Source organism: Rhodococcus sp. IEGM 1351 (assembly GCF_030056875.1).
GTDB lineage: Bacteria > Actinomycetota > Actinomycetes > Mycobacteriales > Mycobacteriaceae > Rhodococcus_F > Rhodococcus_F opacus.
Window position 1 is genome coordinate 42,076 of record NZ_JASHKU010000023.1, and the last position, 25,851, is coordinate 67,926.

The following is a 25,851-nucleotide window of genomic DNA, read 5'->3' on the forward strand; positions in this document are numbered from 1 at the left end:
CTCAGAGCAGGGGTTCCCGGAGTCAGGGTTCTCAGAGAACGTGTGAGCCGTACATTTCGCCGAGCGGGTCGGCGATGAGTTCGAGGCGGGCACCGTCGGGGTCGCGGAAGTACATCGACACCTCACTGTGTTCGACGAGTTCGACGCCGGCGTCGATCAGTTTCGTGCGCAGGTGATCCCAGCGGCCGGGTTCGACGCTGATCGCGATGTGGTGGAGTCCGCCGAGAACTTCCCGGTACGGGCCGACGTCGAGTCCCGGGAAGTCGAAGAACGCCAGCAGGTTGCCGTTGCCGATGTCGAAGAAGAAATGCGAAGACCCGGCGTAGTCCCGGTTCTCGATCAGCTCGGTGAGCGGAAATTCGAGCAGGTCCTGATAGAACCGGACCGTGCGCTCGACGTCACTACTGATCAGCGCGGCGTGATGGAGGCCGCGGGCCGAGGACGTGGGCCTCGACGCCACCGGCTTCAGATGCTCGGCGCGGATCCGGTCGCGTTGCTCCGCGAACCTCTGCGAACGCTCCTGCTCGTCTGTGGTGCTCATTGCCCTGCCTCTCTCCGCGGAGCGCAGTAATTGCGCTTTCAACTAAATTCAGACTACAACAACTCGTTGCGTTGTCAACTACTTGGGCTATGCTGGTGCCGTGGAACCGACCCGATGGCTCAGCGCCGAAGAACAGAACACCTGGCGCGCCTACCTGGACGCCACACGCCTCCTCCTGCAGGCACTCGACCGGCAGCTCACCCGAGACGCCGGCATCTCGTTCACCGACTTCGAACTGCTCGTCGTGCTGTCGGAGGCGCCCCAGCGACAACTGCGGATGCGCGAACTCGCAGACGCGGTGACCACCACCCGCAGCGGCGTGACCAGGGCCATCAGCAGGCTCGTCGACACCGGCTGGGTGCGCCGGGTCGAATGCGAAGACGACAAGCGGGGAACACTGGCCGAGCTGACCGACGCCGGCGCCGAGAAGCTCGCCGCCGCCAGCCCGGGACATGTCGCGGAGGTGCGCCGCAACATGTTCGACCTGCTCAGCCCCCGCGACGTCGGCATCCTCGGTCACGACTTCAGCGAAATGCGCACCCACCTGCTGGAACACCCCTGAGCCCGGAAAGGTCGGCCATGAGCAGCACGTCAGCGGAGAACGACTACGTTCACATCGACAAGCAGAGTCCGGCCGTCTATCAGGCGCAGATCGGCGTCGCCAAGGCCATCCGTCATGCGACCACCGAGGCCGGGATGGACCGGCGGTTCGTCGAGTTGATCAACGTGCGCGTCTCCCAGATCAACCGCTGCGCGTACTGCCTGGACGTTCACGTCGCCGCGGCGCTCGCGGCCGGCGAGACCCAGCAGCGCCTCGCGGTTCTGCCTGCCTGGCAAGAGACGACGCTGTTCTCCGAACGTGAGGTCGCGGCGCTCACCTTGGCCGAATCGATCACGACCCTCCCGGACGCGCATACCCAGGAGACCGACTACGCCTTCGCGCGGCGATTCCTCTCCGAGCAGGAGATCTCCACGGTGAGCTGGATCGCCGTCACCATGAACGCCTTCAACCGGATCTCCATCGTCAGCCGCCATCCGGTCCGGCCCAAGCAGTAACACCGCAGTTCACCTGCGTTTCGCAGAATTTAGTTGACATTGCAACGACATCGGCTTAACGTAGTAGTTGCAGATTCAATTACCTCGATTTCGAGTGACCGTTCGACAGCCCAAGGAGTTTTCATGACCACCGCCACCGCCACCCTGCCCAACCTCACCGCCGGAACCTGGGCCATCGACACCGTCCACTCCACCGTCGGCTTCTCCGTCCGCCACCTCATGGTCAGCAAGGTTCGCGGCACGTTCAACGACTTCACCGGCGCGATCACCGTCGCCGAGGACGGCACCGCCGCCGTCACCGCCGAAATCCAGGTCGCGTCCATCGACACCAAGAACACCGACCGCGACGCCCACATCAAGTCCGCCGACTTCTTCGACGCCGAGCAGTACCCCACCGCCACCTTCACCTCCACCGCCGTCCGCACCAAGGGCGACGACTACGTGGTCGAGGGCGAATTCACCCTCCACGGCGTCACCCGCCCGGTCGAGCTCGCCCTCGAGTTCAACGGCGTCAACCCCGGCATGGGCAACGGCCCGGTCGCCGGCTTCGAAGCCACCACCGTCCTCAACCGCAAGGACTTCGGCATCACCATCGATATGCCCCTCGAAGGCGGCGGAGCCGTCGTCGGCGACAAGATCACCATCACCCTCGAGATCGAGGCCGGCCTGCAGGCCTGACACCACCCGCACCACAGCCCCGTCATCCACCCGGATGGCGGGGCGTTTCGTCGTTAATACGACGCAACACTTTCGATCGACGTGATCCAGGTCATTGTGGTCTCGGGCGGGCTCGAGTGACCCTGGCCCCTTCGATAACGGCGACCGCGAAACGAAGGTGACCACATGGGTAGCGACTCCGAACTCTCGTTCGCGCTCGACCTCACGCTGGACGAGGCGCGGCGGCGCACCGCTGTTCTCGAGGCGATCGGCGAGGACTGGGATCCCGTCGCCGTGCTCGCGGAGGAGGAGCGGGCGTACGACATGTTGTACTCCGGCCTCGACCCCGAGCAGCAGCGCATCTACGACGAGCTGGTCCAGGCGGGTGTGCTCCCGGATCGGACGGTGGGCCGTGTTACCGATTGATCCGACCGCGGACTTCTCGCGTCGCGCCTGGTTGCCCTGCCCGGGCTGCGACCACGGCTCGGACTGCGGCGACTGCGGGTCGAGCCGCAACTGCGACCGGCATTGGCAGTACCTGCTGAGCAATCGGGGCACCCGCGTCCATCTCCAGTGCCCCGACTGCACCCACCTGTGGAGTATCGACACCCGCCACGGGCGACCTCAGCGGCGACGGAAAGCCGCGTAGGCGCCGGACCGAATCGTGCTCACCCCCGGCTCCGCGGCCTGTCGGCGAGGAGTTGGGTGAGCCGGTGCGCCTGGCGGAGGAGGAGTTCTCCCAGTTCGCGGCGACGCTCCTCGCGGAACCGGCTCTCCACACCGGTGATGCTCAGCGCCCAGGCCGGTGATCCCTGGGCGTCGAAGACGGCGGCGCCCATCCCCCAGCTGCCCTCGACGAGCAGCCCGGGGTTGACGGCGTACCCGTTCAGGCGGGTCTCCGCGATGCGCTCGGCGATCTCGTCCCGCCTGTGCTGCGTTCCCCACTCGCCGGTGACGTCGGCACGCGACAGGTAGTCGTCGATGTCGCGGTCCGGCAGGTGGGACAGGATGACCAGACCCGCCGACGCCACCCCCAGCGGCAGGCGGATGCCGACGTACAGCACGTGGGAACGCAGCGGGAAGCTGCCCTCCTCGCTCGCGATGCACACCGTTTCGTCACCGCGGCGCGCGGACAGGAAGACACTCTCGCCGGTCTCACGTGCGAGATCGCGCAGGATGTCGCGGGAGCGGTCCGTGATGTCGTACCGGCCGGCGGCGAGCGAGCCGAGCAGGTACAGCTCGGGTCCCAGCGACCATTTCCCCGACTTCTGGTCGCGGTCGACCAGCCCCTCCTCGGCCAGCGAGACGAGGAGGCGATGCACGGTCGGGCGGGCGAGCCCCGTCTCCCGCGCCAGGGCGGACGTCGAGGAGCCCGACTCTTCGAGAGCCGCGATGGCCCGGAGGAGGGATCCCACCCGTCGAATGACCTGCGGCCGCTGCGCGTCGTCCATGATTGCAGTATACGTTCACTCAGTGAACGCTCTCCGGCGCGACGTCCAGACCGCGAGCACTGTGCCGGGAACCCTTGAAATGCATGCAAAGACCCCTTTTAGTGGAGCAGAGCTCGTCGCGCAGAGTCGTCCATCAGGTGGACGACTCTTCACGGGAAGACGGTATCGCCGGCTACGGCGGCCAGGAGAAAGGATGCACATGGGATCGAGAGTGTTCGACACCCCGGAAGAAGCAGTCGCGGACGTGTCCGACGGCGCATCGATCGCCGTGGGCGGGTTCGGCCTGTGCGGAATCCCCGACTCGCTGATCCGCGCGCTCGCCGACTCCGGCGTCGGGAACCTCGAGGTCTTCTCCAACAACTGCGGTGTGGACGACCACGGGCTCGGAATTCTGCTGGGTGCCCGCCGGATCCGGCGCGTCACCGCGTCGTACGTCGGCGAGAACAAGGAATTCGCGCGTCAGTACCTTTCCGGTGAGCTCGAGGTGGAGCTGACCCCGCAGGGCACGCTGGCCGAACGCCTCCGGGCGGGCGGCGCGGGCATCCCCGCGTTCTTCACCCCCGCCGGTGTGGGCAGCCCGGTCGCCGACGGCGGACTGCCGTGGCGGTACGCCGCCGACGGTTCCGTCGCTCTCGCGTCGCCCCCGAAGGAAACCCGCGCGTTCGGCGACAAGCGCTACGTACTCGAACTCGGCATCACCGCCGACTTCGCCCTGGTCCACGCACTGCGGGGCGACACCGCCGGCAACCTGGTGTTCGACAAGTCGGCCCTGAACTTCAACCCCCTCGCGGCGATGGCCGGAAAGGTGACCATCGCGCAGGTCGAGGAACTCGTCCCCGCAGGCACCATCGACCCCGCCCAGGTACACCTGCCCGGAGTCTTCGTTCAACGCATCGTCGAGACCGGCCCCCAGAACAAGCGGATCGAGAAGCGGACAGTCAGCAGCACGGAAGGAGCCACTCGATGACTGGCACCAACGGATGGACACGTGAGCAAATGGCCGCCCGCGCGGCCGCGGAGATGGTCGACGGCGAATACGTCAACCTCGGCATCGGACTGCCCACGCTCATTCCCGGATACCTCGGCACCGACGTCACCGTGACCCTGCATTCGGAGAACGGCATCCTCGGCACCGGCCCCTACCCCACCGACGAGAACGTCGACCCCGACCTGATCAACGCCGGCAAGGAAACGGTCACCGTCAACGCCGGTGCCGCGTTCTTCGATTCCGCGTTGTCGTTCGGCATGATCCGCGGCGGCCACATCGACACCGCCGTCCTCGGTGGCATGCAGGTCTCCCGCACCGGCGACCTCGCCAACTGGATGGTCCCCGGGAAGATGGTCAAGGGCATGGGCGGCGCGATGGACCTCGTGCACGGCGCGAGCCGCGTCATCGTCCTCATGGAACACACCGACCGGGACGGCAACCCCAAGATCATCGACGCCTGCACCCTGCCGCTGACCGGCCAGGGCGTCGTCAACCGCATCATCACCAACCTCGCCGTCATCGACGTGGTCGGCGACGGCACCCTCGCTCTCCGTGAGGTCGCCCCCGGCGTCACCGTCGACGAGGTCGTCGCCGCCACCGGAACCCCCCTCGAGATTCGCGAATCCGCGCTCGTCTGAGCGACATTCGTCACGACACCAAGGACACTCCCATGACTTCTCGCACCAGGTCCGTCATCGTTGCCGGAGCCCGGACCCCCGTCGGCCGGCTGACGGGTTCGCTCGCGTCACTCTCCGGATCCGATCTCGGTGGCATCGCCATCAAGGGCGCCCTCGACAAGGCCGGGGTGGCACCCGAACTGGTGGAGTACGTGATCATGGGGCAGGTCCTCACTGCCGGCGCCGGTCAGATCCCGGCCCGGCAGGCCGCGGTCAACGCGGGCATCCCGATGTCGGTGCCCGCCTTGACCGTCAACAAGGTGTGCCTGTCGGGTCTCGACGCCATCGCGCTCGCCGACCAGCTGATCCGCGCCGGCGAATTCGATGTCGTCGTCGCCGGTGGGCAGGAGTCGATGTCCCAGGCGCCGCACCTTCTCCCGAACTCGCGGAGCGGTTTCAAGTACGGCGACACCACCCTCGTCGATCACCTCGCCTACGACGGCCTGTACGACATCTTCACCAAGCAGGCGATGGGTGCCCTCACCGAGGACCGGAACGCGAACACCGACAAGATCGGTCGCGAAGAGCAGGACGCCTTCGCCGCCGCCTCACATCAGCGCGCCGCGGCCGCGTGGAAGAACGGACTCTTCGACGACGAGGTCGTACCCGTCACCATCCCGCAGCGCCGGGGTGAGCCGCTCGTCGTCACCGAGGACGAAGGCATCCGCGCCGACACCACGGCCGAGTCGCTGTCGAAGCTGCGGCCCGCCTTCAACAAGAACGGCACCGTCACCGCGGGTTCCGCGTCGCAGATCTCCGACGGCGCGGCCGCCGTCGTGGTGATGAGCAAGGCCAAGGCCGAGGAGCTGGGGCTCGAATGGCTCGCCGAGATCGGCGCCCACGGCATCGTCGCCGGGCCCGACTCGACGCTCCAGCAGCAGCCCGCCAATGCCATCGACAAGGCGTGCACCCGTGAGGGACTCGACCCCTCGGCGCTCGACCTCGTCGAGATCAACGAAGCCTTCGCCGCCGTCGGCATCGAGTCGACCCGGCAACTCGGAGTCGACCCGTCGATGGTCAACGTGAACGGCGGCGCCATCGCCATCGGGCACCCGCTCGGCATGTCGGGGGCACGGGTCGTGCTGCACCTCGCGCTCGAGCTGAAACGACGCGGCGGTGGAACCGGCGCCGCCGCTCTCTGCGGCGGCGGCGGACAGGGCGACGCCCTGATTCTCCACGTGCCCGGCGAGTGACCATCACTCCGGCACAGTAGGTTTCGCGTCACCGGGTCATGATCGGCCCGATGCGAGTGCGGCGACGGCCGGCGCGAACATGGTGGACTTGATCGCGCCGAGCGTGCCGGCGTCCTTCCCCGCGAGCGGCGTGATCAGGTCGACGGCAGCGTCCAGGACCGCGCCTTCGGGCGCGGTCCCGTCGACCAGCCCACTCGTGTGCGCGTCGGCGCCGCCGTAGCGGCGGCCGGTGGTCATGGCGGTGATCGCGGTCTGCGGTGTCAGCTTGGCCTGGATCAGCGCGGCCATCCCCGGGGTGAACGGAATGTGGATGTCGACCTCGGGGAAGCAGTAGTACCCACGGTCGGACCGCATCACCCGGTAGTCGTGGGCGATTCCGAGCATGGCGCCGGCGCCGAACGCGTGCCCGTTGACCGCGGCCACCGTCGGCAGGGGGAGCGTCAGAATCCGGCTGAACAGGGCCTGCACGCGCCCGACATACCAGTCTGCGCGGTCACCGTTCGCCATCAGCCAGTCCAGGTCGAGGCCGTTGGAGTAGAACTTCCCCGTGGCCGTGGTGACCAGGGCCTGCGCGCCGTGTTCGTGGGCGTCGTCGAGGAGCCGGTCGACGTTGTCGAGCCACTCGGGGGAAAAACGATTCTCGTCGTCGCCGAGGTCGAGGACGGCGATCGTGTCCCGGTAGGTCAGGGTGGCGGTCATTGGGAACCTTTCGTGTTGCTGTCGTGACGTTTTCCCGGGGACGGGGGGTCCAGTGCGAGGACGGCGCGGACCGCCGCCTCCAGGCGTCGGCGCATGGCGTCGTCCGGTTTTCGCCGGGCGTGCAGCAGCAGTCCGGTGGGGAGCCCGACGACGCACGCTTCGATCACTTCGACCGCGCGACCGTCCTTGCGCCCCCACAACGCCAGCGCCAATCGGACGAACAGTTCGACGAGGACGGAGTCGAGGCGCGACAACTCGGCGGCGACGTCCTCGGGGACGTCGGATCCGAGCAGTTCGTCGCGGCGCACGGTGAGGAGAAGTCGCGACGACTGCGGGAACCGCTCGGCGAAGACGGCCGGGGTGTCGGCGGCCGCGACGACGGCGTCCACGGGACCACGCCCCTCCTGAACCGATTCCTGTTGCAGGTCGAGAAATCGGTGCGCCGCCCGCAACCAGGCGCGCCCGACCAGCCCTCCCCGCGAGCCGAATGCGTGATAGATGGCGCCGTTGGACATCTCCGTGGCCGCGGCGACCGCGCGTAGGGTCACCGCACTCGGTCCGCCCTCGACGGCCAGCCGTTCGGCGGCATCGAGCGCGGCGTCGAGGTCGTGAACTCGTGGCCTGGGCATACGCCGAACGATAACAGATCGTGCGTTCTATTACTCGCGGGTAGGGAGTAAGCATTCACCTAGGGGATCCGCCCGATGATCGGCTTGCCGTTGTGCCCCGAGTCACAATGAGTTAGCTTTGTTCGGACATAAACACATTACGTGTTCTGTACATAGATCACGTCGAGGAGATGTTCATGGCCAGCGATCTCACCCGAACTACCGCCCCGTCCCTGCCTGCCGACGCCCCTGGGCGACACTCGCACAGACTCGGCATCATCGCCGTCGTCGCCACCTTCGGCGGCCTGCTCTTCGGATACGACACCGGAGTCATCAACGGCGCACTCGAACCGCTCACGGAAGACCTTCAGCTCACCTCGTTCACCGAGGGCCTGGTGGTGAGCATCCTGATCTTCGGTGCCGCGATCGGCGCTCTCATCGGCGGACGGATGTCCGACCGGTTCGGACGCCGGCACAACATCCTGGTGCTCGCGATCATCTTCATGATCGGGACGCTCGGCTGCGTGCTGTCCCCGACGTGGGAGGTGCTCGCACTGTTCCGCTTCATCCTCGGCCTCGCCGTCGGCGGCGCCTCCGCGACCGTGCCCGTCTACCTCTCCGAGATCTCGCCCACCGAACGACGCGGCAGCGTGGTCTCCCGCAACGAAGTCATGATCGTCGTCGGACAGTTCGCCGCCTTCGTGATCAACGCCGTCATCTTCAACATCTGGGGCGAGCACGAGAACGTCTGGCGCTTCATGCTTCTGGTCGCCGTCACACCGGCCATCTTCCTGTTCGCCGGAATGCTGCGGATGCCGGAGAGTCCGCGCTGGCTGATGTCGCAGGACCGGCACGACGAAGCGCTCGCCGTGCTTCTCCAGGTTCGGTCCCCGGAGCGGGCACGTGCCGAGTTGGAGGAAGTCCGGGCGCTCGCCGAGGAAGAGAAGCTCTCCCAGACCGGCGGGGCCGCCGACCTGTCGGTGAAATGGATCCGCCGCCTCATCTTCATCGGCGTCGGCCTCGGAGTGTTCCAGCAGGCCACCGGCATCAACTCGGTGATGTACTACGGCACCCAGCTGCTCGGCGACGCCGGATTCTCCTCCAACGCCGCCATCGTCGCGAACACCCTCAACGGTCTGTTCAGCGTGCTCGGCGTCCTCACCGGCGTCGCCCTGATCAACCGGATCGACCGACGGAAGATGCTCCTCGGCGGCTTCACCCTCACCACCACGTTCCACGTGCTCGTCGGCCTCTCCGCGTTCCTGCTGCCCGACGGCACCCTCAAGGCCTACCTGATCCTGACGTTCGTGGTGCTGTTCGTCTTCTCGATGCAGGCCACGATCGGCCCCCTGGTGTGGCTGATGCTCTCGGAGATCTTCCCGCTGAAGATCCGCAGCTTCGCCATCGGTGTCTGCATCTTCGCACTGTGGATCGCCAACGCGGTTGTCGCGCTGCTCTTCCCGCCCGTCGTGGCCGCACTGGGAATCGGTGCGACGTTCTTCATCTTCGCCGGCCTCGGCGTGCTGGCTCTCGTCTTCATCAAAACTCAGGTTCCGGAGACCCGTGGCCGCTCGCTCGAGGAACTCGAAGATCAGTTTCGGCGCGACTACTCGTGACAGTCGCCGCACCGCCTCCCCTGAAAGGTTGATCCCATGACAGTGCTCGTAGCCGTGACCGACTCCTCCGAAGGATCGCACGCCCTCCTGGCCGGCAAGAAGGAAGCCGCGATGCTGGGTGCCGACCTTCTGGTGGTGAACCTCTCCCTCACCGAACCCGAAGACGTGCACACGCTCGCGGACGACGGCGTGACCGTCCTCGACCGGATCGGCCGCGGAGACCGCGATCCCGCGACCGCCGTGCTCGACCTGCTCGACGAACGACCCGACATCGAACGCCTCGTGATCGGCGTCAAACGCCGCAGCGCGGTCGGCAAGGCCCTGCTCGGGAGCGTGAGCCAACGCCTCATCCTGCAATCCCCGATCCCGGTCCTCGCGGTCAAAACCCCTCAGTAGGAGCCGAGTTGAGCAAGCAAGGGAGCCTGCGCCTGGTCGCGGGCATGGTCGGCGGCGGACAGGGCGCCGACATCGGCAAGACCCACCGTTACGCGATGCGCCTCGACGACCGGTACGAACTGCACGCGGGGGTCTTCGGGCGAGACGGCGCATCGTCGGTGCGGATCGCCGGAAGCCTCGGTGTGCCGGCGGATCGCACGTATCGCGACTACCGGGAGATGGCGGAACGGGAAGCCGCACGCGAGGACGGCGTCGACGTGGTCGCCGTGACCACGCCGAACGACAGCCACTTCGACATCGCGCGCACGTTCCTGGAGGCGGGCATCTCGGTGGTGTGCGAGAAACCCCTCACGCCCGACTCGGCGTCGGCCGCGGAACTGGTCGCGATCGCCGAGTCCTCCGGTGCGATTCTCGCCGTCCCGCACTGCTATTCGGCGTACGCGATGGTCCGGCACGCGGCCCGGATGGTGCGCGACGGCGACCTCGGCCGGATCCGATTCGCCGCGGTCGAGCACGCGTCCGGTTGGGCCGCGGCACCCGTCGAACTCGGCGAGCACCGGCAGGCACGCTGGCGCACCGACCCCGGCGTCGCGGGATTCCCCAGCGTCGTCGGCGATCTCGGCACCCACGCGTTCCACCTCCTGCGGTACGTCACCGGACTGGAAGCCACCAGGGTGTCGGCCGAACTGGACACCCTCGTCCCCGGACGGCGGGTGTTCGACAACGCCACCGTTCGCCTCACCCTCTCCAACGGGGCGCCCGCGACACTGTGGGCGAGCATGGCCGCCACCGGCAACGAGCACGGCCTGCGCATCCGGGTGTTCGGTGACACCGCGAGCATCGAATGGCGGCACGAGGACCCCCAGCACCTGACGGTGCGCGACCTCGACGGTGGCACGACGATCCTCGCGCAGGGGATGCGCACGCTGTCCGAGGACGCCGGCCGGCTCACCCGACCCGGCCTGGGACATCCCGAAGGCTTCCTCGAGGCGTTCGCGAACTTCTACCGCGATCTCGCGGACGAACTCCGCGCCCGCCGCGACGGCGGTCCCACCACCGTCCGCGATCTGTCCTTCCCCACCGGACGCGACGGGCTGATCGGCGTCCAGTTAGTCGAGGCGACGGCCGCCTCGCACGCCGCCGACTCCGCGTGGGTGGTTCCCGCTTTCGCACACGACAAGGTCGGTATCTGACATGCAGCGATTCGCCCTCATCGGAGCCGGATTCATCGGCGGAGTGCACGGCGCCAACCTCGCCGCGCACCCCGACGTCGATCTGGCCCTCGTCTTCGACATCGACCTCGCTCGCGCGACGGACCTCGCCAAGCGGCACGGCAGCCGTGCGACCACCGATCTCGCGGAAGCCTTCGACCCCACGGCAATCGACGCCGTCCTCATCGCGTCCTCCACCGACACCCACGCCGAGCACCTTCGCACCGCGGCCACGGCGGGGATCCCGGCCCTGTGTGAGAAACCGATCGACCTCGATCTCGCGCGCGCCGTCGACGTCGTGCGCTTCGCCGAAACTCGATCACTGCGGGCGATGGTCGATTTCAACCGCCGCTTCGACCGTGACTACGCCGAACTGCAGCGGGTGGTCACGTCCGGTGAGATCGGTTCGGTGGAGCTGATCCAGCTGACCAGCCGCGGTCCGGCGATGCCGCCGCTCGAGTACGTCGCGGTCTCGGGTGGGCAGATGCGCGACCAGACCGTCCACTTCTTCGACCTGGCCCGGTGGATCTCCGGGCTCGACCCCGAGTCCGTCTTCGCGACCGGTTCCACGCTCGCCGAACCCCGCCTCGCCGAGTACGGCGACGTCGACACGTCGGCAGTCACCCTGCGTCTGCCCGGCGGCGCGCTCGTCCAGATCGACTGCACCCGGCGGATCGGCTACGGCTACGACGAACGCATCGAGGTGCTCGGTTCGACCGGCATGGTCGAAGCGCGTCGCCAGCGCGCCGGATCCGTCTCCCGGTACAGCGCCGGCCGCGTGGTCGACGACGGCCTGCACGCGGGATGGTTCGAGCGGATCAGAGGCAGCTACCGCACCGCGCTCGACCACTTCGTCGACGCGCTGGAGAACGGTGCCGCGATCGGCCCGACCCTGGCGGAGGCGTTGAAGGCGCAGGCGATCGCCGAGGCCGCGGCGCGCTCCCTCACCAGCGGCCGGATGGAACCGATCGAATACCCGGTCTGAGTTACACGGGGTCACCGAGCACGACGACGTCGGCGCGGGCACGGCCGGGCTCGACCAACGCGGTGTTGCGTTCGTCGCTGCGACGCACCCACTCTCGCGCATCTTCGGGCGACTTGCCGAACCGGACGTGCCGCTCGACGAGCCGGGTGACGCGCTCCTCCTCGTCCGGGGCGAGGAACCACGCCTCGTCGAGCAGGCCGCGCACCCTCGACCACGGCTGCTCGTCGAGCAGCAGGTAGTTGCCCTCGGTGATCACCAGCGGAACGTCCGGCGGGACGGCGATCGACCCGGCGTAGGACTCCTCGACGTCGCGGTGGAACTCCGGGGCGTACACCGTCTCGCCGTCGGGTTCACGCAGCCGGCGCAGCAGGGCCACGTAGCCGGCGGCGTCGAACGTGTCCGGTGCGCCCTTGCGGCCGGATCGCCCGAGGCGGACCAGTTCCGCACCCGCCAGGTGGAATCCGTCCATGGGCACCACCACCGCGGACGATCCCAGTGCCGCGAGCACTGCCGCGGCGACGGTGCTCTTGCCCGAGCCCGGCGACCCGGCAATGCCGAGCAGCCGGCGCTGACCCGAGTCGGCGAGCACGCGGGCGCGCGCGATCAGTCCCGGCAGTCCACCTTCATACCGCACCGGACCGCCAGGCGTTCCCACTGCGTGCTCGTCGTCCATAGGCAGACCTTAGCTCAGCCGACGTGGACCTCGGTGCCTCCGCCTGTCGCCCGTCGCCCAATGTCACCGCCGGCCAATCAGATTGAACTTGTGTGACATGGGGCGAGCGGCACGGGCCTCACGTCCACGCCAGCCGTCAAGCACTCGCGGCCGGGTTGGACAACTGACCTGCTCGGTCGGGCTCGATTCCCCCAATTTTCTACCGGTTGTTTCTGCTCGGCGAATCCCGCGAGCATCCGATGCACGTCGGCGGCCTGGCGGTCTTCAACCCACCGGACGGGGCGTCCGCGGCCGACATGCGCGCGATGTTCGACACCGCCCTGGCCGGCAACCAGGTCGCCCCACCTTTCCGTAAGCGGGCCCGCCGTTCGGTCACCTCGCTCGGCCAGTGGGGATGGGACCACCTCCCGCACGACGAGGTGGGGCATCGACTACCACCTCGCGACGCCGCGCCTGGCACAGGCTGCGGTCGCGGCCGGCACCGACCGGGAGCCCGCGGCCGACCGGTGGATGAGTGATCGCGCTCCGCGGGTGGTGCGCGTGCAGTCATCCATTCATGCGCTGGTGGTCATGGTGTGGTGGCCGCGTTCTTCCTAGTGTTTCAGATCACAGACGCTCAGCGAGGTGCACGTTCGCTTCCCGCGGAGCCGTGGGAAGAAAGGACGGACACCGTGGCGACACTGCAGACGGTCCAGAAGATCGGGCCGGTGCTGGACCTGTTCACCGCAGCGCAACCGGAATGGGGGGTCTCCGAGGTCGCCGCTGCCATCGACGTCCCCCGATCGAGTGCGCACGCCTTGCTGTCGAGTCTCGTCGACACCGGACTGCTCCAGTGCCGCACGCGTGGTCGCTACCGGATCGGGTGGCGGGTGATCGAACTCGGCGAAACCCTGCGGGGCACCGTCGACGTGCGGTCCTGCGCCGCGCCGGTCATCGAGAACCTCGTCGAGCGGTACGGCGAAACCAGTCACCTCGCGGTGATGGAACGGTGGCACGTGCTGTACGTCGACAAAGTGGTCGGTACGCACAACATCACCGTGCAGGGTGCACGCGTCGGCGCCCGTCTCGAAGCACATTGCACAGCGGTGGGCAAGGTCCTCCTGGCGAGCCTCGAGGAGAACGAACTGCACCGGTACCTGTCCGGTCGCCAGTTGCGCAGGCACACGCCGTCGACGATCACAAATGCCGGGGCGCTGCTCGACGCGTTGTCGGTGGCGCGGTCTGCCGGCCACGCCTACGACCTCGGTGAAGCCGTCTCGGAGGTCCACTGCGTCGCCGCGCCGGTGCGTGACGACATGGGTTCCGTGGTGGCCGCGGTGAGCATGAGCATCCCGGTCAGCCGTTTCGTGCCCCGCCGCGTCGAGTTCACCCGTGCCGTCATGGCGGCAGCCCGCGACGTCTCGCACGCGGTCGCGAACACGAACCACGCCACACCCACCACGACCAGGGACGTTCCCGAATCGGGCCGGCCGGCGCTGGCCTCCTGACGTCCCGTCGCCCGAAGTCCGAACCGAATGACACAGAGCAGAGGTGCCATGGATACCGTCGCACGTAAGGCCGCCGACCGGTTGCTGGAGGTGTACCGGACGGGCGAACCGATCGACCCGCTGACCCCGGAGCATCCCGACGCGTCGATCGAACTCGCTTATCGCATTCAGCAAGTGCAGGTCGAGGAGTGGACGCTCGGCGGCGACGTCGTCAAGGGGCACAAGGTGGGCCTCGCGTCGCGGGCCATTCAGCGGCAGATGGGGGTGAACCAACCCGACTTCGGACATCTGACCGCGAGCATGTTCCATCTCGAGCACCAGCCCATACCGGCGGGGCGGTTCCTCCAGCCGCGGATCGAGCCCGAGATCGCGTTCGTGCTGGGCCGGCCTCTGTCCGGACCGGGTGTCACCGTCGCCGAGGCGGTCCGGGCGGTCGACTTCGTCCTTCCCGCACTGGAAATCGTCGACTCGCGGATCCGGGACTGGAAGATCGGCATCTTCGACACCATCGCCGACAACGCGTCGTCGGGCGGCGTCATCCTGGGCAGCCGACCGGTCGCGCTCGACGCGGTGGACCTGCGACTGGCGGGATGCACCCTCCACATCGGCGGTGAACTCGTCGCGACCGGCGCGGGCGGTGCCGTTCTCGGCTCGCCGCTCAACGCGCTCGTGTGGCTGGCGAACACTGTCGGCCCGATGGGCGTGACACTCGAACCGGGCCATGTCGTGCTTCCCGGCTCGATGACCAAGGCATTTCCCGTGAATCCGGGCGATTCGATCGTCGCGCAGATCAGCGGGCTCGGCAGTGTGACGGCCGTCCTCGGCACCAAGGAGGAACAGTGATGGGTACCGACGCATGGAGCGCAGCACTCGTGGCGGAGCGACTTTTACAGGCGGAAGATCGTGCCACGGCCCAGACGTCCATCAAAGCTGAGTGGGAGAGCCTCGACCTCGCAACGGCCTACGCCGCGCAGGACATCGCCCTCGGCATCCGGGTGGCGCGCGGTGAGAAGGTCACCGGCGTGAAACTGGGGGTCACCTCGAAGGCCAAGCAACGTCAGGTCGGTGTCGACGCACCGTCGACCGCGTGGCTGACCGACCGGATGATCCTCCCGATCGGGGAGACCGTGCCCCGCGACCGCCTGATCCACGCGCGGGCCGAACCGGAGATCGCGTTCGTCATGGGACGCCGACTCGAAGGTCCGGGCATCAGCGCAGCGACCGCCTTGGCCGCCGTGGATCACGTCGTGGGCGCGATCGAGATCATCGACAGCCGGTTCTCGGGCTACAAGTTCTCGATGATGGACGCGGTGGCCGACAACAACTCGTCCGGACGCTACGTCACCGGGCCGATCAGCCGGCGGCCCGAAGATCTCGACCTTGCGCTCGAGGCGTGCCTGCTCGAGGTCGACGGCGAAATCGTCGATTCCGCGACCGGTGCTGCGGTACACGGACATCCGGCCGAAGCGCTGGCGTTCGCCGCCAACACGCTCGCCGAACGGGGCCACGCCATCGAGGCCGGCTGGGTGGTGCTCACGGGAGGGATGACCGACGCGGTGCCGGTGGAGCCGGGCGCGCGGATTGCGGCGCACTTCACGAATCTGGGCACGATCACCGTGGCGGGAGGTCGCTGATGCCGATCATCGAGGTCACCATCGCCGAGGGCCGCAGCCCCGAGGAACTGCGCCTGCTGATCCACGAGCTCACCCGCGCCGCTCACCGGGCGGTGGGGACGCCCGTCGCGAACGTCCGTGTGATCCTGCGCGAGACACCGAAGACACACTTCGCGGCCGGCGACGTCACGCTCGCCGAGCGGGAGGAAGCGGCGAACATCCGGGTATCCGGAACGGCCGCCGACGTCGGCACCTGAGGAGTCGGGCATTGCGATTCGACGTCGAGGCGAAAACCAGACCCGGGTTACACAGGGAAGGCACGCATGCCGTCCGTCTCAGGAGATCCGATGCCCCCGAACAGTCCCGTCACCCTCGTCGCGGAGGCAGCGCCCGCCTCGCCCGCCGTCGCGCGCGTGTCCGACGAGTTGTATCACGACCTGTTGTCCCCGAACGAGGTTCGCGACCTTCGTCTGCGGGTGCGCGACTTCGCCACCCGGGCGATCGAGCCCGTCGCGCATCGCATCGCCGGCGGCGACGAGCGGCTCGACGGCTTCCCACGTGACGCGTTCGAATCGATGGCGGCGGAGGGACTGTTCCGGATCCCGTTCCCGTCCGACGTCGGCGGCGACGGTCTGTCGCATCGCGCCACCGCGACCGCAGCCGCGGTGGAGGAATTGGCGTATTACTCCAACAGCGTCGCGGCCATCTACGACGTGCACTGCATCCTGGCGGGCACCGCGCTCGACCAGGGCACCGACGAGCAGCGACGCCGCTGGCTGCGGCCCCTCGTCGAGGGGGAGATCGTGGGTGCTTTCGCGACCAGCGAACCGGGTGCGTCCAGCGACCTGTCCCCCGACGCCGTGTCCACCGAAGCGACCCCGGACGGTGACGGCTGGATCCTCCGCGGCCGGAAACGGTGGATCACCAACTCCGTCGTCGCCTGTGTGGTGGTGGTGCTCGCACGCACCGGTGACGACCTCACGACCTTCATCGTGCCCACCAACGCGTCGGGCGTCACGATCGGAACCCCCGACCGAAAACTGGGGAACCGCGGGCAGATCACCGCCGATGTTAATCTCGACGACGTCCGCCTCGGGCCGGATTCGGTGCTCGGACGGGTCGGGGGTGGACTGCGCATCGCGCTGCAGACCCTCACCTACGGGCGCATCGGGATCGGTGCCGCGGGCGTCGGCATGGCGCAGGCCGCATTCGATCGGACTGTCGCCCATCTGAAGTCGCGGCACGCCTTCGGGGGTTCGCTCGCCTCGAAACAGCACTGGCAGTTCGTGATGGCCGACTACGCCGCGGATCTGGAGTCCGCCCGCAGCCTGTATCTCAAAGCGGCACTGCGGCTCGACGCCGGCGAGCGATTCCCCGAACCCGAGGCGGCGATGGCGAAACTGCGGGGCACGGACCTGGCCGCGCGGATCGCCCGAGATGCCGTGCAGGCCTTCGGCGGACTCGGCTTCGTCCGGTCGCTCGGCGCCGACGACACCGAGGGTCCGGTGGAGGCCATCTACCGCGACAGCAAGATCGGCGAGATCTACGAGGGAGCCAACGAGATCCAACGGTGGGTGCTGGCGCGTCAGATCTTCGGGCGCGACCACACCGGCTAGAGCGAAGAAAACCTAACGGTCCGTACGTGAATCGCCTTTGCCGTTGTGCTGTTCACGGAAATGCGCGGGGCTGACGCCGAACCGCTTGCGGAATGCGCGGCTGAAGTGTGAGACGTCGCGGAAACCGACACGGTCGCTGATCTCCGCGACGGTCGAGTCGGTGTCGAGGAGCTGCCCTCGGGCGCGGTCGAGGCGCAATTGGTACAGCCATGTGCGTGGGGTGGTGCCGGTCAAGCTGAACAGTTTGTGGATGTAGCGCAGGGACATTCCGAGTTCGACACCGATCTCGGCCGTCGAGTGGTCGGGGTCGTGCAGGTACCGCGTCATCGTCTGCTGCACCGTCCGGAGGTCGTCGTGGTGGACCCGTTTCGTCGCGGTCAGGGGGCGCGCCTGCTCGGTGAGGGCAGAGGTGAGCAGATCGACCGCGGACGCGGCCACCGATGCCGAAGACCCCACCGACAACCGGGCGTCGGTCGTTGCTATGTCGACGAGAAAACGGGAGACGAGGCCGCCCATCCCGGTCTGCCCGGAGATCCCCAGCCCGGCGACGCCCTCCATGGCCTCGGCGGAAAGCCGGGAGATCAATAGTTGGCGGGGTGCACGCAGGACGACCTGCTCGAATTCCGTCCGGCCGTCCACGACGAAGGGTGCGGCCGAGTCGAGGATCCCGAATGCTCCCTGCTCGAGGGTCGCACTCCGCGAATGCTGCTGGAGGGTGGCCGTCCCCCGAGTGATCAGACACAGCAGGTAGTCGTCGTTGGGGTCGGACCGGATCATCTCGGGCGTGCGCACGACCGTGTGCGGGTCTGCGTGCACCACACTCACGGTCAGGTCCCCGAAGGGCCGCACCGTCAGTTCCGCGGCGAACCGGGCGTGTCTGTCGGGCCAGTCGACGTCCATCTCGCAGTAGGTGGAGTCGAGGGTGTCCGCCCAGCGCACTCGCCCTTCGGTCGACTCCAGCTCGCGCGTACTCAGCACCATCGACGCGGCGCTGTCGGTGCAGGCGGAGTCATCCTTCTGTGCACTGTCGGTCATGTTCGATCGCACCTCCGCCTCCTAGTGTTCCAGATCACAGGCACTCCCCGCGCGGACGATCCCCGAAAGGCTCCGGGCCGCGCCCACTTCGAATCTTGCGAACCACTTCAGAGGAGACAGCGTCATGACCACCAGCACCACGTGGATCGAATCGATCACCATGGAGGAACTCGACCGCGATCCGAACCCGATCTACGACCGGCTCCGGCGCGAGGCCCCGATTGCGTTCGTGCCCGCGGTAGGGATGCACGTCGTGTCGTCGCGCGACCTCTGCCTGCAGATCGCGCAGGATTCCGAGACCTGGTCCACGGTGATCGCGCCCTCGGGTGGACGAACCTTCGGGAAAGGTACCGTACTCGCCGCCAACGGTGAACAGCACGAGAAAATTCGCGAATGGATCGATCCCCAATTGCGGCCCAGTGCAGTGGACTCCTATGTAGAAGCGCTGGTCCGGCCGCAGGCGCGCAGCCTCCTGGAAGGGATCGAGGATCTGGGTGCCGCAGACATCCAGGAGGCCTACTTCGCGCCGATCAGTGTGCGTTCGGTTGGGGACCTGATGGGTCTCACCGAAATCCCTTCGGAGACATTGGTGCGCTGGTTCCAGACGCTGGCGCAGTCGTACGGGAACGCGGAAGTCGACGAGAACGGAAACTTCGCCAATCCCGGGCCGTTCGAGGCCGGTGACCAGGTGAAGGCCGAGATCGTCGCCGCTGTCGGCCCGATGCTCGACCACTGGACCGAACATCCCGACCACACCCTGATCTCGCACTGGCTGCACGACGGGACGCCCGACGGCCAGGTCCGCGACCGGTCCGAGATCTACCCGAACATCTACGTCTTCCTGCTCGGCGCCCTTCAGGAGCCCGGGCACGTCATGACGACCACCCTGGCAGGGCTATTCCAGCACCCCGACCAGCTCGAACGCGTCATCGACGACCCCACCCTCATTCCGCGCGCCGTCAACGAGGGCGCGCGCTGGGTGGCCCCGATCTGGAGTGCCGCGGTGAAGGTCGCGGGCCGCGATGTCACCATCGGCGGCATCGACCTGCCGACGGGAACACCGGTCATGCTGGCATACGGTTCGGCCAATCGAGACGAGTCCGTCTGGGAGAACGCGGAGGCCTACGAGATCGACCGGCCCATCATGCCGCATCTGGCGTTCGGAGCGGGAAACCATGCTTGCGCCGGAACGTATCTCGGTACCGCGATCGTGCGGATCGCACTCGAGGAACTGTTCGAGACGATCCCGAACATCGAGCCCGATCCCGACCGCGCCCCGCAGTTCTGGGGATGGACGTTCCGCGGACCGCAGGGCCTGCACGTCACCTGGGAGGTCTGACCGATGGACCGTATGGTGACGGTGTCGGGGCAGGACGGGGCGTTCCCGGTCGCACCCGGCACGTCGGTCCTGGAAGCCGCATTGCGGGCGAATCGCTGGCTTCCGCACGCCTGTTCACAGGGGACCTGTGGCACGTGCAAGATTCGGGTTCTCTCCGGGGAGGTCGACCACGGCGCCGCCGACGAGACCATCCTCTCCGCCGACGAACGCTCGTCGGGACTCGCGCTGGCCTGCCAGTCGAAACCGCACGGAGACCTGGCCATCGCCCCCGTGAACGACGCCGACCCCGGCCGGCCGATGCACCCCCTCCGCGACTACACAGGCACAGTACGGGAACTGTCCGACATCGCTCGGCAGACCCGCAGGCTCGTCGTCGAACTCGACGAGCCGATGGAGTTCGACGCCGGTCAGTACGCCGAACTGATCGTGCCGGGCTCCGGTGTCGCGCGCCAGTATTCGATGGCGAACCCGCCGTCCGAGCAACGGCTGCTCGAGTTCCACGTCCGGAATACGGCGGGCGGCCTCGCCACCGAGGGCTGGATCTTCGACTCACTCGCGGTGGGTGACCGCATCGATCTGCGTGGACCGCTCGGCCAGTTCGGTGTCGTCGAAGCCCGGGAGGAGCCGGCCATCCTGATCGGCGGAGGCACCGGGCTCGCACCGCTCAAATCGATTGTCCGGCATGCACTGGATCACGATCTGCTACCGGCGATTCACCTCTACCACGGTGGTCGCCGGGAAGCCGACCTCTACGACGTCGAGTGCTTCCGCGCGATGGAGGCGACCGATTCCCGATTCCACTATCACCCGGTCCTCAGTGAGGAGAACTGGGACGGGGCAACGGGAATGGTCACCGACGCCGTGCTGGGTGACTTCGCCAGTTGCCGTGGCCACAGCGGATACCTGTGCGGACCGCCCGCGATGGTCGTCGCCGCCGTCAAGGCCTTGAAACGCCGCCGCATGTCGCCGCGGTTGATCTTCAAGGAGGAGTTCACCGTGAACGCTCCGCGGCCGGCGGCCGAGGCCGTGTGATCCCACTGTCCCCCAACCCGACCTACTACGCCGAGAACAGGAATTTCATGTACCGAGTGAGCATCATTTACAACCCGCCGACCGACCCGGCGGAATTCGACGAGTACTACGCCACAAAACACCTGCCGCTGGTCCGGCAGGTGCCCGGGGTCGTCCGATTCGCCGCCGGCAAGTGTGAGACCTTCGACGGCACTACTCCCGCGGGATACGCGCTCGCCGAGTTGTTCTTCGACTCCAAGGATGCCGCCGCGCAGGCTCTCTCGTCACCAGCTGGGCAGACGGCCGCCGGAGATCTCGCGAACTTCGCCACCGGTGGTGTCACGATGCTCTTCAGCAACGAGGACACCGTTCTTCCCTGACCGTACTTGTTGGCGCAGCGCATCACGAACCTCTGCGCGCGTGCTCCTTCCGGTACAGGCCGGGGCTCGAGCCGAAGGTGCTGCGGAACAACCGGCTGAAATGGGACACGTCGCGGAAGCCGGCGCACTCGCTGACGTCGGCGACGGACAGATCCGTGGTGAGCAGGTACTTTCGCGCAGCCTCGAGGCGGGCCTGGTACAGCCAGGCCCGCGTCGTGGTGCCCTCCGCATTGAACAGCTTGTGCACGGTGCGCAGCGACATACCCGCTGCCGCGGCGATGTCCGACAGCGTGATGTCGGCGTCGTGGAGATTCTGTTCGATCACCCGCTGAACCCGCGTGAGGTCCTCCGTGCGGTGCAGGTCTGCAGCGCTGGTCGCCAATAGGCCCTCGGTCAGGGCCGTGGCAAACATGTCGACGGCGGAGGATGCGAACGACACGGCAGCACCTTGCGACATCGGCGCGTCCATGTCCGCGATATCGACGAACAACCGACCGACCAGTCCGCCAGCCCCGGTGTCGCCGTGAATCGAGCGCGCCGTGCCGTGTTCGACGATTCGTCCCGGAAGGCGCGACGTGAGCACCTCGCGGGGGGATCGAACCACGACCTGTCGGAACGGGGCGGGTGAGTGGAACACGAACGGTGCGGCGCAGTCGAGGAGCGCGAAGGAACCCGGCTCCACCACCGTGGCCCGGCCGGACTGCCGGACCTCCACGCTTCCGTCCGTGACGAGGCAGACCAAATACCCCTCCCCCGAATCGGACTGGATCATCGCCGGCGATCGGACGACGGTGTGCGCGTCGGCCCGGATCGTGCTGACATGCAGATCACCGAACGGTCGCCCGCCCCACTCCGCGTCGAAGTGACGCCGAGGCTCCGGCCACGCCACGTCCGTCTCGCAGTAGAGCCGCTCCAGCGTGCTCGCCCACTGCATACGGCCCTCCCCGGTATCGAGCTCCCGTGTTCGCAGAGAGACGATCGCGGGCACGTCGGTGCGCGCGGAGTCATTCGATTGTTCGCGCTCAGCCATGTTCCACCACACCTCCGCCTAATAGTGTTCCAGATCACAGGAACTTGGCGTTCGGGTCAATATACCCCACCCCGTCGAGTACGACACCGACAGCGGTGACCGAGGCGCGCCGACGTCCTCGCCTTCCGAAACAGGTTCCTGCCCAACGAGACCAGGAGTGACTCCATGACCACATCAGCATTCGTCGACGATCGCGTCGGAGTTCCGAACGACGTCCGGCCCATGACGGGCGACGAGTACCTCGAGTCGCTGCGCGACGGCCGCGAGGTCTACTTCCGCGGGGAGCGCGTCGACGACGTCACCACCCATCCGGCTTTCCGTAACTCGGCGCGGTCGGTGGCGCGGATGTACGACGCACTGCACCAGCCGGAGGCGAAGGGCGTGCTGGCGGTGCCCACCGATACCGGAAACGGCGGCTTCACGCACCCCTTCTTCAAGACCGCTCGAAGTGCGGACGACCTGGTGCTCGCCCGTGACGCGATCGTGGCCTGGCAGCGTGAGGTGTACGGCTGGCTGGGCCGGTCGCCCGACTACAAGGCCTCGTTCCTCGGCACGCTGGGAGCCAACGCCGACTTCTACGGCCCGTACCGCGACAACGCCCTGCGCTGGTACAAGCACGCGCAGGAGCGGATGCTCTACCTCAACCACGCCATCGTCAATCCGCCGATCGACCGCGACAAGCCGGCCGACGAAACCGCCGACGTGTGCGTGCACGTGGTCGAGGAGACCGATGCGGGTCTGATCGTGTCCGGCGCGAAGGTCGTCGCGACGGGATCGGCGATCACTAACGCGAATTTCATCGCCCACTACGGACTGCCGCTGCGCAAGAAGGAATACGGCCTGATCTTCACGGTGCCGATGGATTCGCCAGGACTGAAGTTGTTCTGCCGCACCTCCTACGAGATGAACGCTGCGGTGATGGGCACGCCGTTCGACTATCCGTTGTCGAGCAGGTTCGACGAGAACGACGCGATCATGGTGTTCGACCGGGTGCTGGTGCCGTGGGAGAACGTCTTCGCCTACGACACCGACACCGCGAACGGCTTCGTCATGAAGTCGGGATTTCTCTCCCGCTTCATGTTCCACGGATGCGCTCGGCTCGCGGTGAAGCTCGACTTCATCGCCGGCTGTGTGATGAAGGGTGTGGAAATGACCGGCTCCGCGGGATTCCGCGGTGTGCAGATGCAGATCGGGGAGATCCTCAACTGGCGCGACATGTTCTGGGGGCTGTCCGACGCGATGGCCAAGTCACCCGAACAGTGGGTGAACGGCGCCGTCCAGCCGAACCTGAACTACGGCCTCGCCTATCGCACCTTCATGGGTGTGGGGTACCCGCGGGTCAAGGAGATCATCCAGCAGGTGCTGGGCAGCGGGCTGATCTACCTGAACTCCCATGCGAGCGACTGGGCGAACCCGGCCATGCGTCCCTACCTCGACCAGTATGTCCGCGGATCGAACGGCGTCGCCGCGATCGACCGCGTCCAGTTGCTCAAGTTGCTGTGGGACGCCGTCGGCACCGAGTTCGGTGGGCGGCACGAACTCTACGAGCGCAATTACGGCGGCGATCACGAGGCCGTCCGCTTCCAGACGTTGTTCGCCTACCAGGCGACCGGACAGGATCTGGCGCTCAAGGGATTCGCCGAACAGTGCATGTCCGAGTACGACGTGGACGGCTGGACCCGGCCCGACCTGATCGGCAACGACGATCTGAGGATCGTCCGGGGCTGAGTGGAACCGACGACGAGGAGCGCAGCCATGACCGAGACAGTGGGCGAACTCGATCCCGAGGTGACGCCGCTACACCTGCGGAAGGCGCTGGGACGGTTCGCCAGCGGTGTCACCATCGTGACCACCGCCGAATGCGAAGACGAGGACTCGGTGCATGGGATGACCGCCAATGCGTTCACCTCGGTGTCGCTGGACCCACCGCTGGTGCTCGTGTCCATCTCCACACGCGCGAAGATGGACACGAAGATCAGAGAGACCGGGACGTACGGCGTTTCGATTCTCGCCGGAGACCAGGAACCTGTGTCGTTGCACTTCGCGGGCGCGGCACACGAACCGGATCGGGTTCGGTTCGTGTGGCGCAGGGGCGTGCCGCTCCTCGAAGGCGCTCTGGTGCATCTCGCGTGCACCGTGGTCGCCTCGCACCCCGCGGGCGACCACACGCTGCACGTGGGCCGGGTCGAGCAACTCTGGTACGACGACGGGCACCCGCTCGTCTTCTACACCGGCAGTTTCCGGTCGCTGGAACTCCTCGGGCGCGACGAGCCCTGGGGGTTCTGAACCGAGTGCCGACGGCTGGCGGCCGCGACGAATGTCGCGGCCGCCATACGTATGTGTGGTGCAGCTCAGGGCACGGCCTGGGCACGAGCCGCGATCTCACCGGCACGAGTCGTGGCGGCCGCGGTCCCCGCGATCGCCCAGTTCGCCGGGTCGACTTCGATGATCTGTCCGCGCACGAGCGCACGCTGCGCACCGAGGATGTCGACGATCAGATCGGTGAACCGCGCCGCAAGTTCCTGACGTTGCGAGGCGGGGCGTCCGGCGAGCACGATCGCCGTGAAATAGGGCGCCGCGGGCGCGCCGTCTGTAACGGTGGTTCCCGCGACAGCGACATCGTCGGGCCGGTATCGCACGATGAACGCCCTTACGCGGTCCATCGGTGAGTCGAGAACCTCGGAGTAGCACCGACTCGCGGCGGTGAGCAGTTCTCGGTGCTGCTCGGCGGTGTAGGCGCCGTCGACGAGGTGGAAGTGGGCGACAGGCATAGGTGACAATCCTTTTCGGGAGTCGGTCAGTGGATTCCGTGGCGGGTTCCGGCATCGACGTTGATCACCGAGCCGTGCAGCACCGCGGCCTCCGGAGCGAGCAGGGTCTCGACGATCCAGCCGATCTCCTGGAGCGTCGGCAGCCGACCGAGGCTGGTCTTGGCGCGGTAGCGGTTCCAGATCTTCTCCGGATCCTGCCCGGTTTCGGCGGATTCGGTTTCGACGAAGGCACGCAGCCTCGGAGTGTCCACCGGTCCGGGAGCGATCGTGTGGGTGGTGACACCCTTCGGCCCGTAGAGGGCACTGAGTTGGCGCATGAGGTTGAAGACCGCAGCGTTCGCCGTGCCGGGCGCCGCATCGAGCGGACCCGGTTCGAGACCGAGGGAGCCGGCGATGGTGACGAAGCGGGAGCCGTCGACGAGATGGTCGCGGACGGCGTGCAGGAGGCGGACGAGTCCGCCCACCTTGATGTTCGTCGCCACGGCCAGGTCGCCTGGTGGAATCGTGTCGACGGAACCCCGCACCGGGAGGCCGGCGGCGAACAGCGCCATCCGAACGGGCGAGTCGATACACGCAGAGATCGTGTCGATTGCAGTGTCGTCGGCGATGTCGGCCACGCACGGCGTGATCAGGTCGTCGGAGATCGCGAGCTTCTCGAGTTCGTCGCCTCTGCGGGCGACGGCCAGCACTCGCAGCCCGCGGCGGGCCAATCGCAGGGTGATTTCGGTGCCCATCGCACCGGTCGCACCGACGACGACACAAAGGTCGGGTGTAGTCACAGCACAGTTCTCCTCGGTTCGGGAAGACGAAGGCCGGGA

Annotated in this window: 30 protein-coding genes and 1 pseudogene; 22 read left to right on the forward strand and 9 right to left on the reverse strand. The window is 67.4% G+C overall.

Features of this window, described 5'->3' with window-relative positions; translation table 11 throughout:
- Positions 1 to 31: 31 nt before the first annotated feature.
- Complete coding sequence (locus QM806_RS31360) at positions 32 to 541, reverse strand: VOC family protein (RefSeq protein ID WP_265146848.1); 510 nt, start codon at positions 539 to 541, stop codon at positions 32 to 34.
- Positions 542 to 641: 100 nt separating this feature from the next.
- On the opposite strand from QM806_RS31360, the gene QM806_RS31365 reads away from it, so the two are divergent.
- The 4 genes from QM806_RS31365 to QM806_RS31380 all read left to right on the forward strand — a co-directional run bounded on the left by QM806_RS31365 (position 642) and on the right by QM806_RS31380 (position 2,680).
- Positions 642 to 1,103, forward strand: coding sequence for a MarR family winged helix-turn-helix transcriptional regulator (locus QM806_RS31365; RefSeq protein ID WP_005256464.1), 462 nt, complete (start codon positions 642 to 644; stop codon positions 1,101 to 1,103).
- 17 nt (positions 1,104 to 1,120) lie between these two features.
- Positions 1,121 to 1,597 carry a carboxymuconolactone decarboxylase family protein gene (locus QM806_RS31370; RefSeq protein WP_120659964.1) on the forward strand — a complete coding sequence of 159 codons (477 nt, stop codon included), beginning with the start codon at positions 1,121 to 1,123 and terminating at the stop codon, positions 1,595 to 1,597.
- 123 nt (positions 1,598 to 1,720) lie between these two features.
- Positions 1,721 to 2,275, forward strand: a complete 555-nt coding sequence (locus QM806_RS31375) for a YceI family protein (RefSeq protein ID WP_283293962.1) — start codon at positions 1,721 to 1,723, stop codon at positions 2,273 to 2,275.
- Between the two features lie 165 nt (positions 2,276 to 2,440).
- A complete protein-coding gene (locus QM806_RS31380) occupies positions 2,441 to 2,680 on the forward strand; it encodes a DUF6400 family protein (RefSeq protein ID WP_005237803.1) in 240 nt (79 codons plus the stop codon).
- A gap of 242 nt (positions 2,681 to 2,922) precedes the next feature.
- Here the strand turns inward: QM806_RS31380 and QM806_RS31385 are convergent, their stop codons facing one another.
- The gene (locus QM806_RS31385; RefSeq protein WP_005571316.1) at positions 2,923 to 3,705 is read right to left on the reverse strand and encodes an IclR family transcriptional regulator; all 783 of its coding nucleotides are present in this window, start codon (positions 3,703 to 3,705) and stop codon (positions 2,923 to 2,925) included.
- A 199-nt stretch (positions 3,706 to 3,904) separates the two neighbouring features.
- On the opposite strand from QM806_RS31385, the gene QM806_RS31390 reads away from it, so the two are divergent.
- Genes QM806_RS31390 through QM806_RS31400 form a run of 3 tightly spaced genes read left to right on the forward strand, consistent with a single transcriptional unit; the run spans position 3,905 to position 6,563 of the window.
- A complete protein-coding gene (locus QM806_RS31390) occupies positions 3,905 to 4,672 on the forward strand; it encodes a CoA transferase subunit A (RefSeq protein ID WP_005260717.1) in 768 nt (255 codons plus the stop codon).
- Positions 4,669 to 5,331 carry a 3-oxoacid CoA-transferase subunit B gene (locus QM806_RS31395; protein WP_005260718.1) on the forward strand — a complete coding sequence of 221 codons (663 nt, stop codon included), beginning with the start codon at positions 4,669 to 4,671 and terminating at the stop codon, positions 5,329 to 5,331. Before QM806_RS31390 ends, QM806_RS31395 begins: the two co-directional genes overlap by 4 nt.
- Positions 5,332 to 5,363: 32 nt before the next feature.
- On the forward strand, positions 5,364 to 6,563 hold the full coding sequence (locus QM806_RS31400) for an acetyl-CoA C-acetyltransferase (protein WP_283293966.1): 1,200 nt from the start codon (positions 5,364 to 5,366) through the stop codon (positions 6,561 to 6,563).
- 36 nt (positions 6,564 to 6,599) lie between these two features.
- Here the strand turns inward: QM806_RS31400 and QM806_RS31405 are convergent, their stop codons facing one another.
- Together QM806_RS31405 and QM806_RS31410 are read right to left on the reverse strand one after the other, a co-directional pair.
- Positions 6,600 to 7,262: an enoyl-CoA hydratase-related protein gene (locus QM806_RS31405; RefSeq protein ID WP_054246732.1), complete on the reverse strand. Its 663-nt coding sequence runs from the start codon at positions 7,260 to 7,262 to the stop codon at positions 6,600 to 6,602.
- On the reverse strand, positions 7,259 to 7,891 hold the full coding sequence (locus QM806_RS31410) for a TetR/AcrR family transcriptional regulator (protein WP_120659967.1): 633 nt from the start codon (positions 7,889 to 7,891) through the stop codon (positions 7,259 to 7,261). Before QM806_RS31410 ends, QM806_RS31405 begins: the two co-directional genes overlap by 4 nt.
- A 176-nt stretch (positions 7,892 to 8,067) precedes the next feature.
- Here QM806_RS31410 and QM806_RS31415 point away from each other — a divergent pair, with 176 nt between their 5' ends.
- Genes QM806_RS31415 through QM806_RS31430 form a run of 4 tightly spaced genes read left to right on the forward strand, consistent with a single transcriptional unit; the run spans position 8,068 to position 12,078 of the window.
- Entirely contained in the window at positions 8,068 to 9,486 is a 1,419-nt protein-coding gene (locus tag QM806_RS31415) for a sugar porter family MFS transporter (RefSeq protein ID WP_120661361.1), read from the forward strand.
- A 36-nt stretch (positions 9,487 to 9,522) separates the two neighbouring features.
- Positions 9,523 to 9,882 (forward strand): universal stress protein, encoded by a 360-nt coding sequence (locus tag QM806_RS31420; RefSeq protein ID WP_005571320.1) that lies wholly within the window; start codon positions 9,523 to 9,525, stop codon positions 9,880 to 9,882.
- An 8-nt stretch (positions 9,883 to 9,890) separates the two neighbouring features.
- The gene (locus tag QM806_RS31425) at positions 9,891 to 11,075 is read left to right on the forward strand and encodes a Gfo/Idh/MocA family protein (RefSeq protein ID WP_120659968.1); all 1,185 of its coding nucleotides are present in this window, start codon (positions 9,891 to 9,893) and stop codon (positions 11,073 to 11,075) included.
- Position 11,076: 1 nt separating this feature from the next.
- On the forward strand, positions 11,077 to 12,078 hold the full coding sequence (locus QM806_RS31430) for a Gfo/Idh/MocA family protein (RefSeq protein ID WP_120659969.1): 1,002 nt from the start codon (positions 11,077 to 11,079) through the stop codon (positions 12,076 to 12,078).
- Position 12,079: 1 nt separating this feature from the next.
- On the opposite strand, the gene QM806_RS31435 is transcribed toward QM806_RS31430, so the two are convergent.
- Complete coding sequence (locus QM806_RS31435) at positions 12,080 to 12,751, reverse strand: nucleoside/nucleotide kinase family protein (RefSeq protein WP_064080228.1); 672 nt, start codon at positions 12,749 to 12,751, stop codon at positions 12,080 to 12,082.
- Between the two features lie 239 nt (positions 12,752 to 12,990).
- Between QM806_RS31435 and QM806_RS31440 the strand changes: the two are divergent.
- The 6 genes and pseudogenes from QM806_RS31440 to QM806_RS31465 form a co-directional block, all read left to right on the forward strand.
- Positions 12,991 to 13,215 (forward strand): annotated as a pseudogene (locus tag QM806_RS31440) (wax ester/triacylglycerol synthase domain-containing protein); the annotation flags it as partial.
- A gap of 207 nt (positions 13,216 to 13,422) precedes the next feature.
- A complete protein-coding gene (locus tag QM806_RS31445) occupies positions 13,423 to 14,238 on the forward strand; it encodes an IclR family transcriptional regulator (RefSeq protein WP_064080227.1) in 816 nt (271 codons plus the stop codon).
- 48 nt (positions 14,239 to 14,286) lie between these two features.
- Positions 14,287 to 15,081, forward strand: coding sequence for a 2-keto-4-pentenoate hydratase (locus tag QM806_RS31450; protein WP_054246730.1), 795 nt, complete (start codon positions 14,287 to 14,289; stop codon positions 15,079 to 15,081).
- The gene (locus QM806_RS31455) at positions 15,081 to 15,872 is read left to right on the forward strand and encodes a 2-keto-4-pentenoate hydratase (RefSeq protein ID WP_005572659.1); all 792 of its coding nucleotides are present in this window, start codon (positions 15,081 to 15,083) and stop codon (positions 15,870 to 15,872) included. Before QM806_RS31450 ends, QM806_RS31455 begins: the two co-directional genes overlap by 1 nt.
- Positions 15,872 to 16,108, forward strand: coding sequence for a tautomerase family protein (locus tag QM806_RS31460; protein ID WP_283293970.1), 237 nt, complete (start codon positions 15,872 to 15,874; stop codon positions 16,106 to 16,108). Before QM806_RS31455 ends, QM806_RS31460 begins: the two co-directional genes overlap by 1 nt.
- Positions 16,109 to 16,198: 90 nt before the next feature.
- Positions 16,199 to 17,467 (forward strand): acyl-CoA dehydrogenase family protein, encoded by a 1,269-nt coding sequence (locus QM806_RS31465; RefSeq protein ID WP_283293971.1) that lies wholly within the window; start codon positions 16,199 to 16,201, stop codon positions 17,465 to 17,467.
- Positions 17,468 to 17,479: 12 nt separating this feature from the next.
- Here QM806_RS31465 and QM806_RS31470 read toward each other — a convergent pair whose 3' ends face one another.
- A complete protein-coding gene (locus QM806_RS31470) occupies positions 17,480 to 18,502 on the reverse strand; it encodes an AraC family transcriptional regulator (RefSeq protein WP_007296203.1) in 1,023 nt (340 codons plus the stop codon).
- A 124-nt stretch (positions 18,503 to 18,626) separates the two neighbouring features.
- Here QM806_RS31470 and QM806_RS31475 point away from each other — a divergent pair, with 124 nt between their 5' ends.
- The 3 genes from QM806_RS31475 to QM806_RS31485 are packed head-to-tail and all read left to right on the forward strand — an operon-like array spanning position 18,627 to position 21,232.
- Positions 18,627 to 19,841, forward strand: coding sequence for a cytochrome P450 (locus QM806_RS31475; protein WP_005260734.1), 1,215 nt, complete (start codon positions 18,627 to 18,629; stop codon positions 19,839 to 19,841).
- A gap of 3 nt (positions 19,842 to 19,844) precedes the next feature.
- Positions 19,845 to 20,873 (forward strand): NADH:ubiquinone reductase (Na(+)-transporting) subunit F, encoded by a 1,029-nt coding sequence (locus QM806_RS31480; protein ID WP_043793349.1) that lies wholly within the window; start codon positions 19,845 to 19,847, stop codon positions 20,871 to 20,873.
- Positions 20,870 to 21,232 carry an EthD family reductase gene (locus QM806_RS31485; RefSeq protein ID WP_005572664.1) on the forward strand — a complete coding sequence of 121 codons (363 nt, stop codon included), beginning with the start codon at positions 20,870 to 20,872 and terminating at the stop codon, positions 21,230 to 21,232. The genes QM806_RS31480 and QM806_RS31485 overlap by 4 nt, the downstream gene beginning before the upstream one ends.
- A 22-nt stretch (positions 21,233 to 21,254) precedes the next feature.
- Here QM806_RS31485 and QM806_RS31490 read toward each other — a convergent pair whose 3' ends face one another.
- The gene (locus QM806_RS31490; protein WP_043793351.1) at positions 21,255 to 22,262 is read right to left on the reverse strand and encodes an AraC family transcriptional regulator; all 1,008 of its coding nucleotides are present in this window, start codon (positions 22,260 to 22,262) and stop codon (positions 21,255 to 21,257) included.
- 165 nt (positions 22,263 to 22,427) lie between these two features.
- On the opposite strand from QM806_RS31490, the gene QM806_RS31495 reads away from it, so the two are divergent.
- Together QM806_RS31495 and nphA are read left to right on the forward strand one after the other, a co-directional pair.
- A complete protein-coding gene (locus QM806_RS31495; protein ID WP_005572668.1) occupies positions 22,428 to 23,990 on the forward strand; it encodes a 4-hydroxyphenylacetate 3-hydroxylase family protein in 1,563 nt (520 codons plus the stop codon).
- A 27-nt stretch (positions 23,991 to 24,017) separates the two neighbouring features.
- A complete protein-coding gene (gene nphA, locus QM806_RS31500) occupies positions 24,018 to 24,548 on the forward strand; it encodes an NADH-dependent flavin reductase (protein WP_005572670.1) in 531 nt (176 codons plus the stop codon).
- 65 nt (positions 24,549 to 24,613) lie between these two features.
- Here the strand turns inward: nphA and QM806_RS31505 are convergent, their stop codons facing one another.
- Complete coding sequence (locus tag QM806_RS31505) at positions 24,614 to 25,033, reverse strand: tautomerase family protein (RefSeq protein ID WP_007296209.1); 420 nt, start codon at positions 25,031 to 25,033, stop codon at positions 24,614 to 24,616.
- A 26-nt stretch (positions 25,034 to 25,059) separates the two neighbouring features.
- The gene (locus tag QM806_RS31510; RefSeq protein ID WP_007296210.1) at positions 25,060 to 25,812 is read right to left on the reverse strand and encodes an SDR family NAD(P)-dependent oxidoreductase; all 753 of its coding nucleotides are present in this window, start codon (positions 25,810 to 25,812) and stop codon (positions 25,060 to 25,062) included.
- Between the last annotated feature and the right edge of the window lie 39 nt (positions 25,813 to 25,851).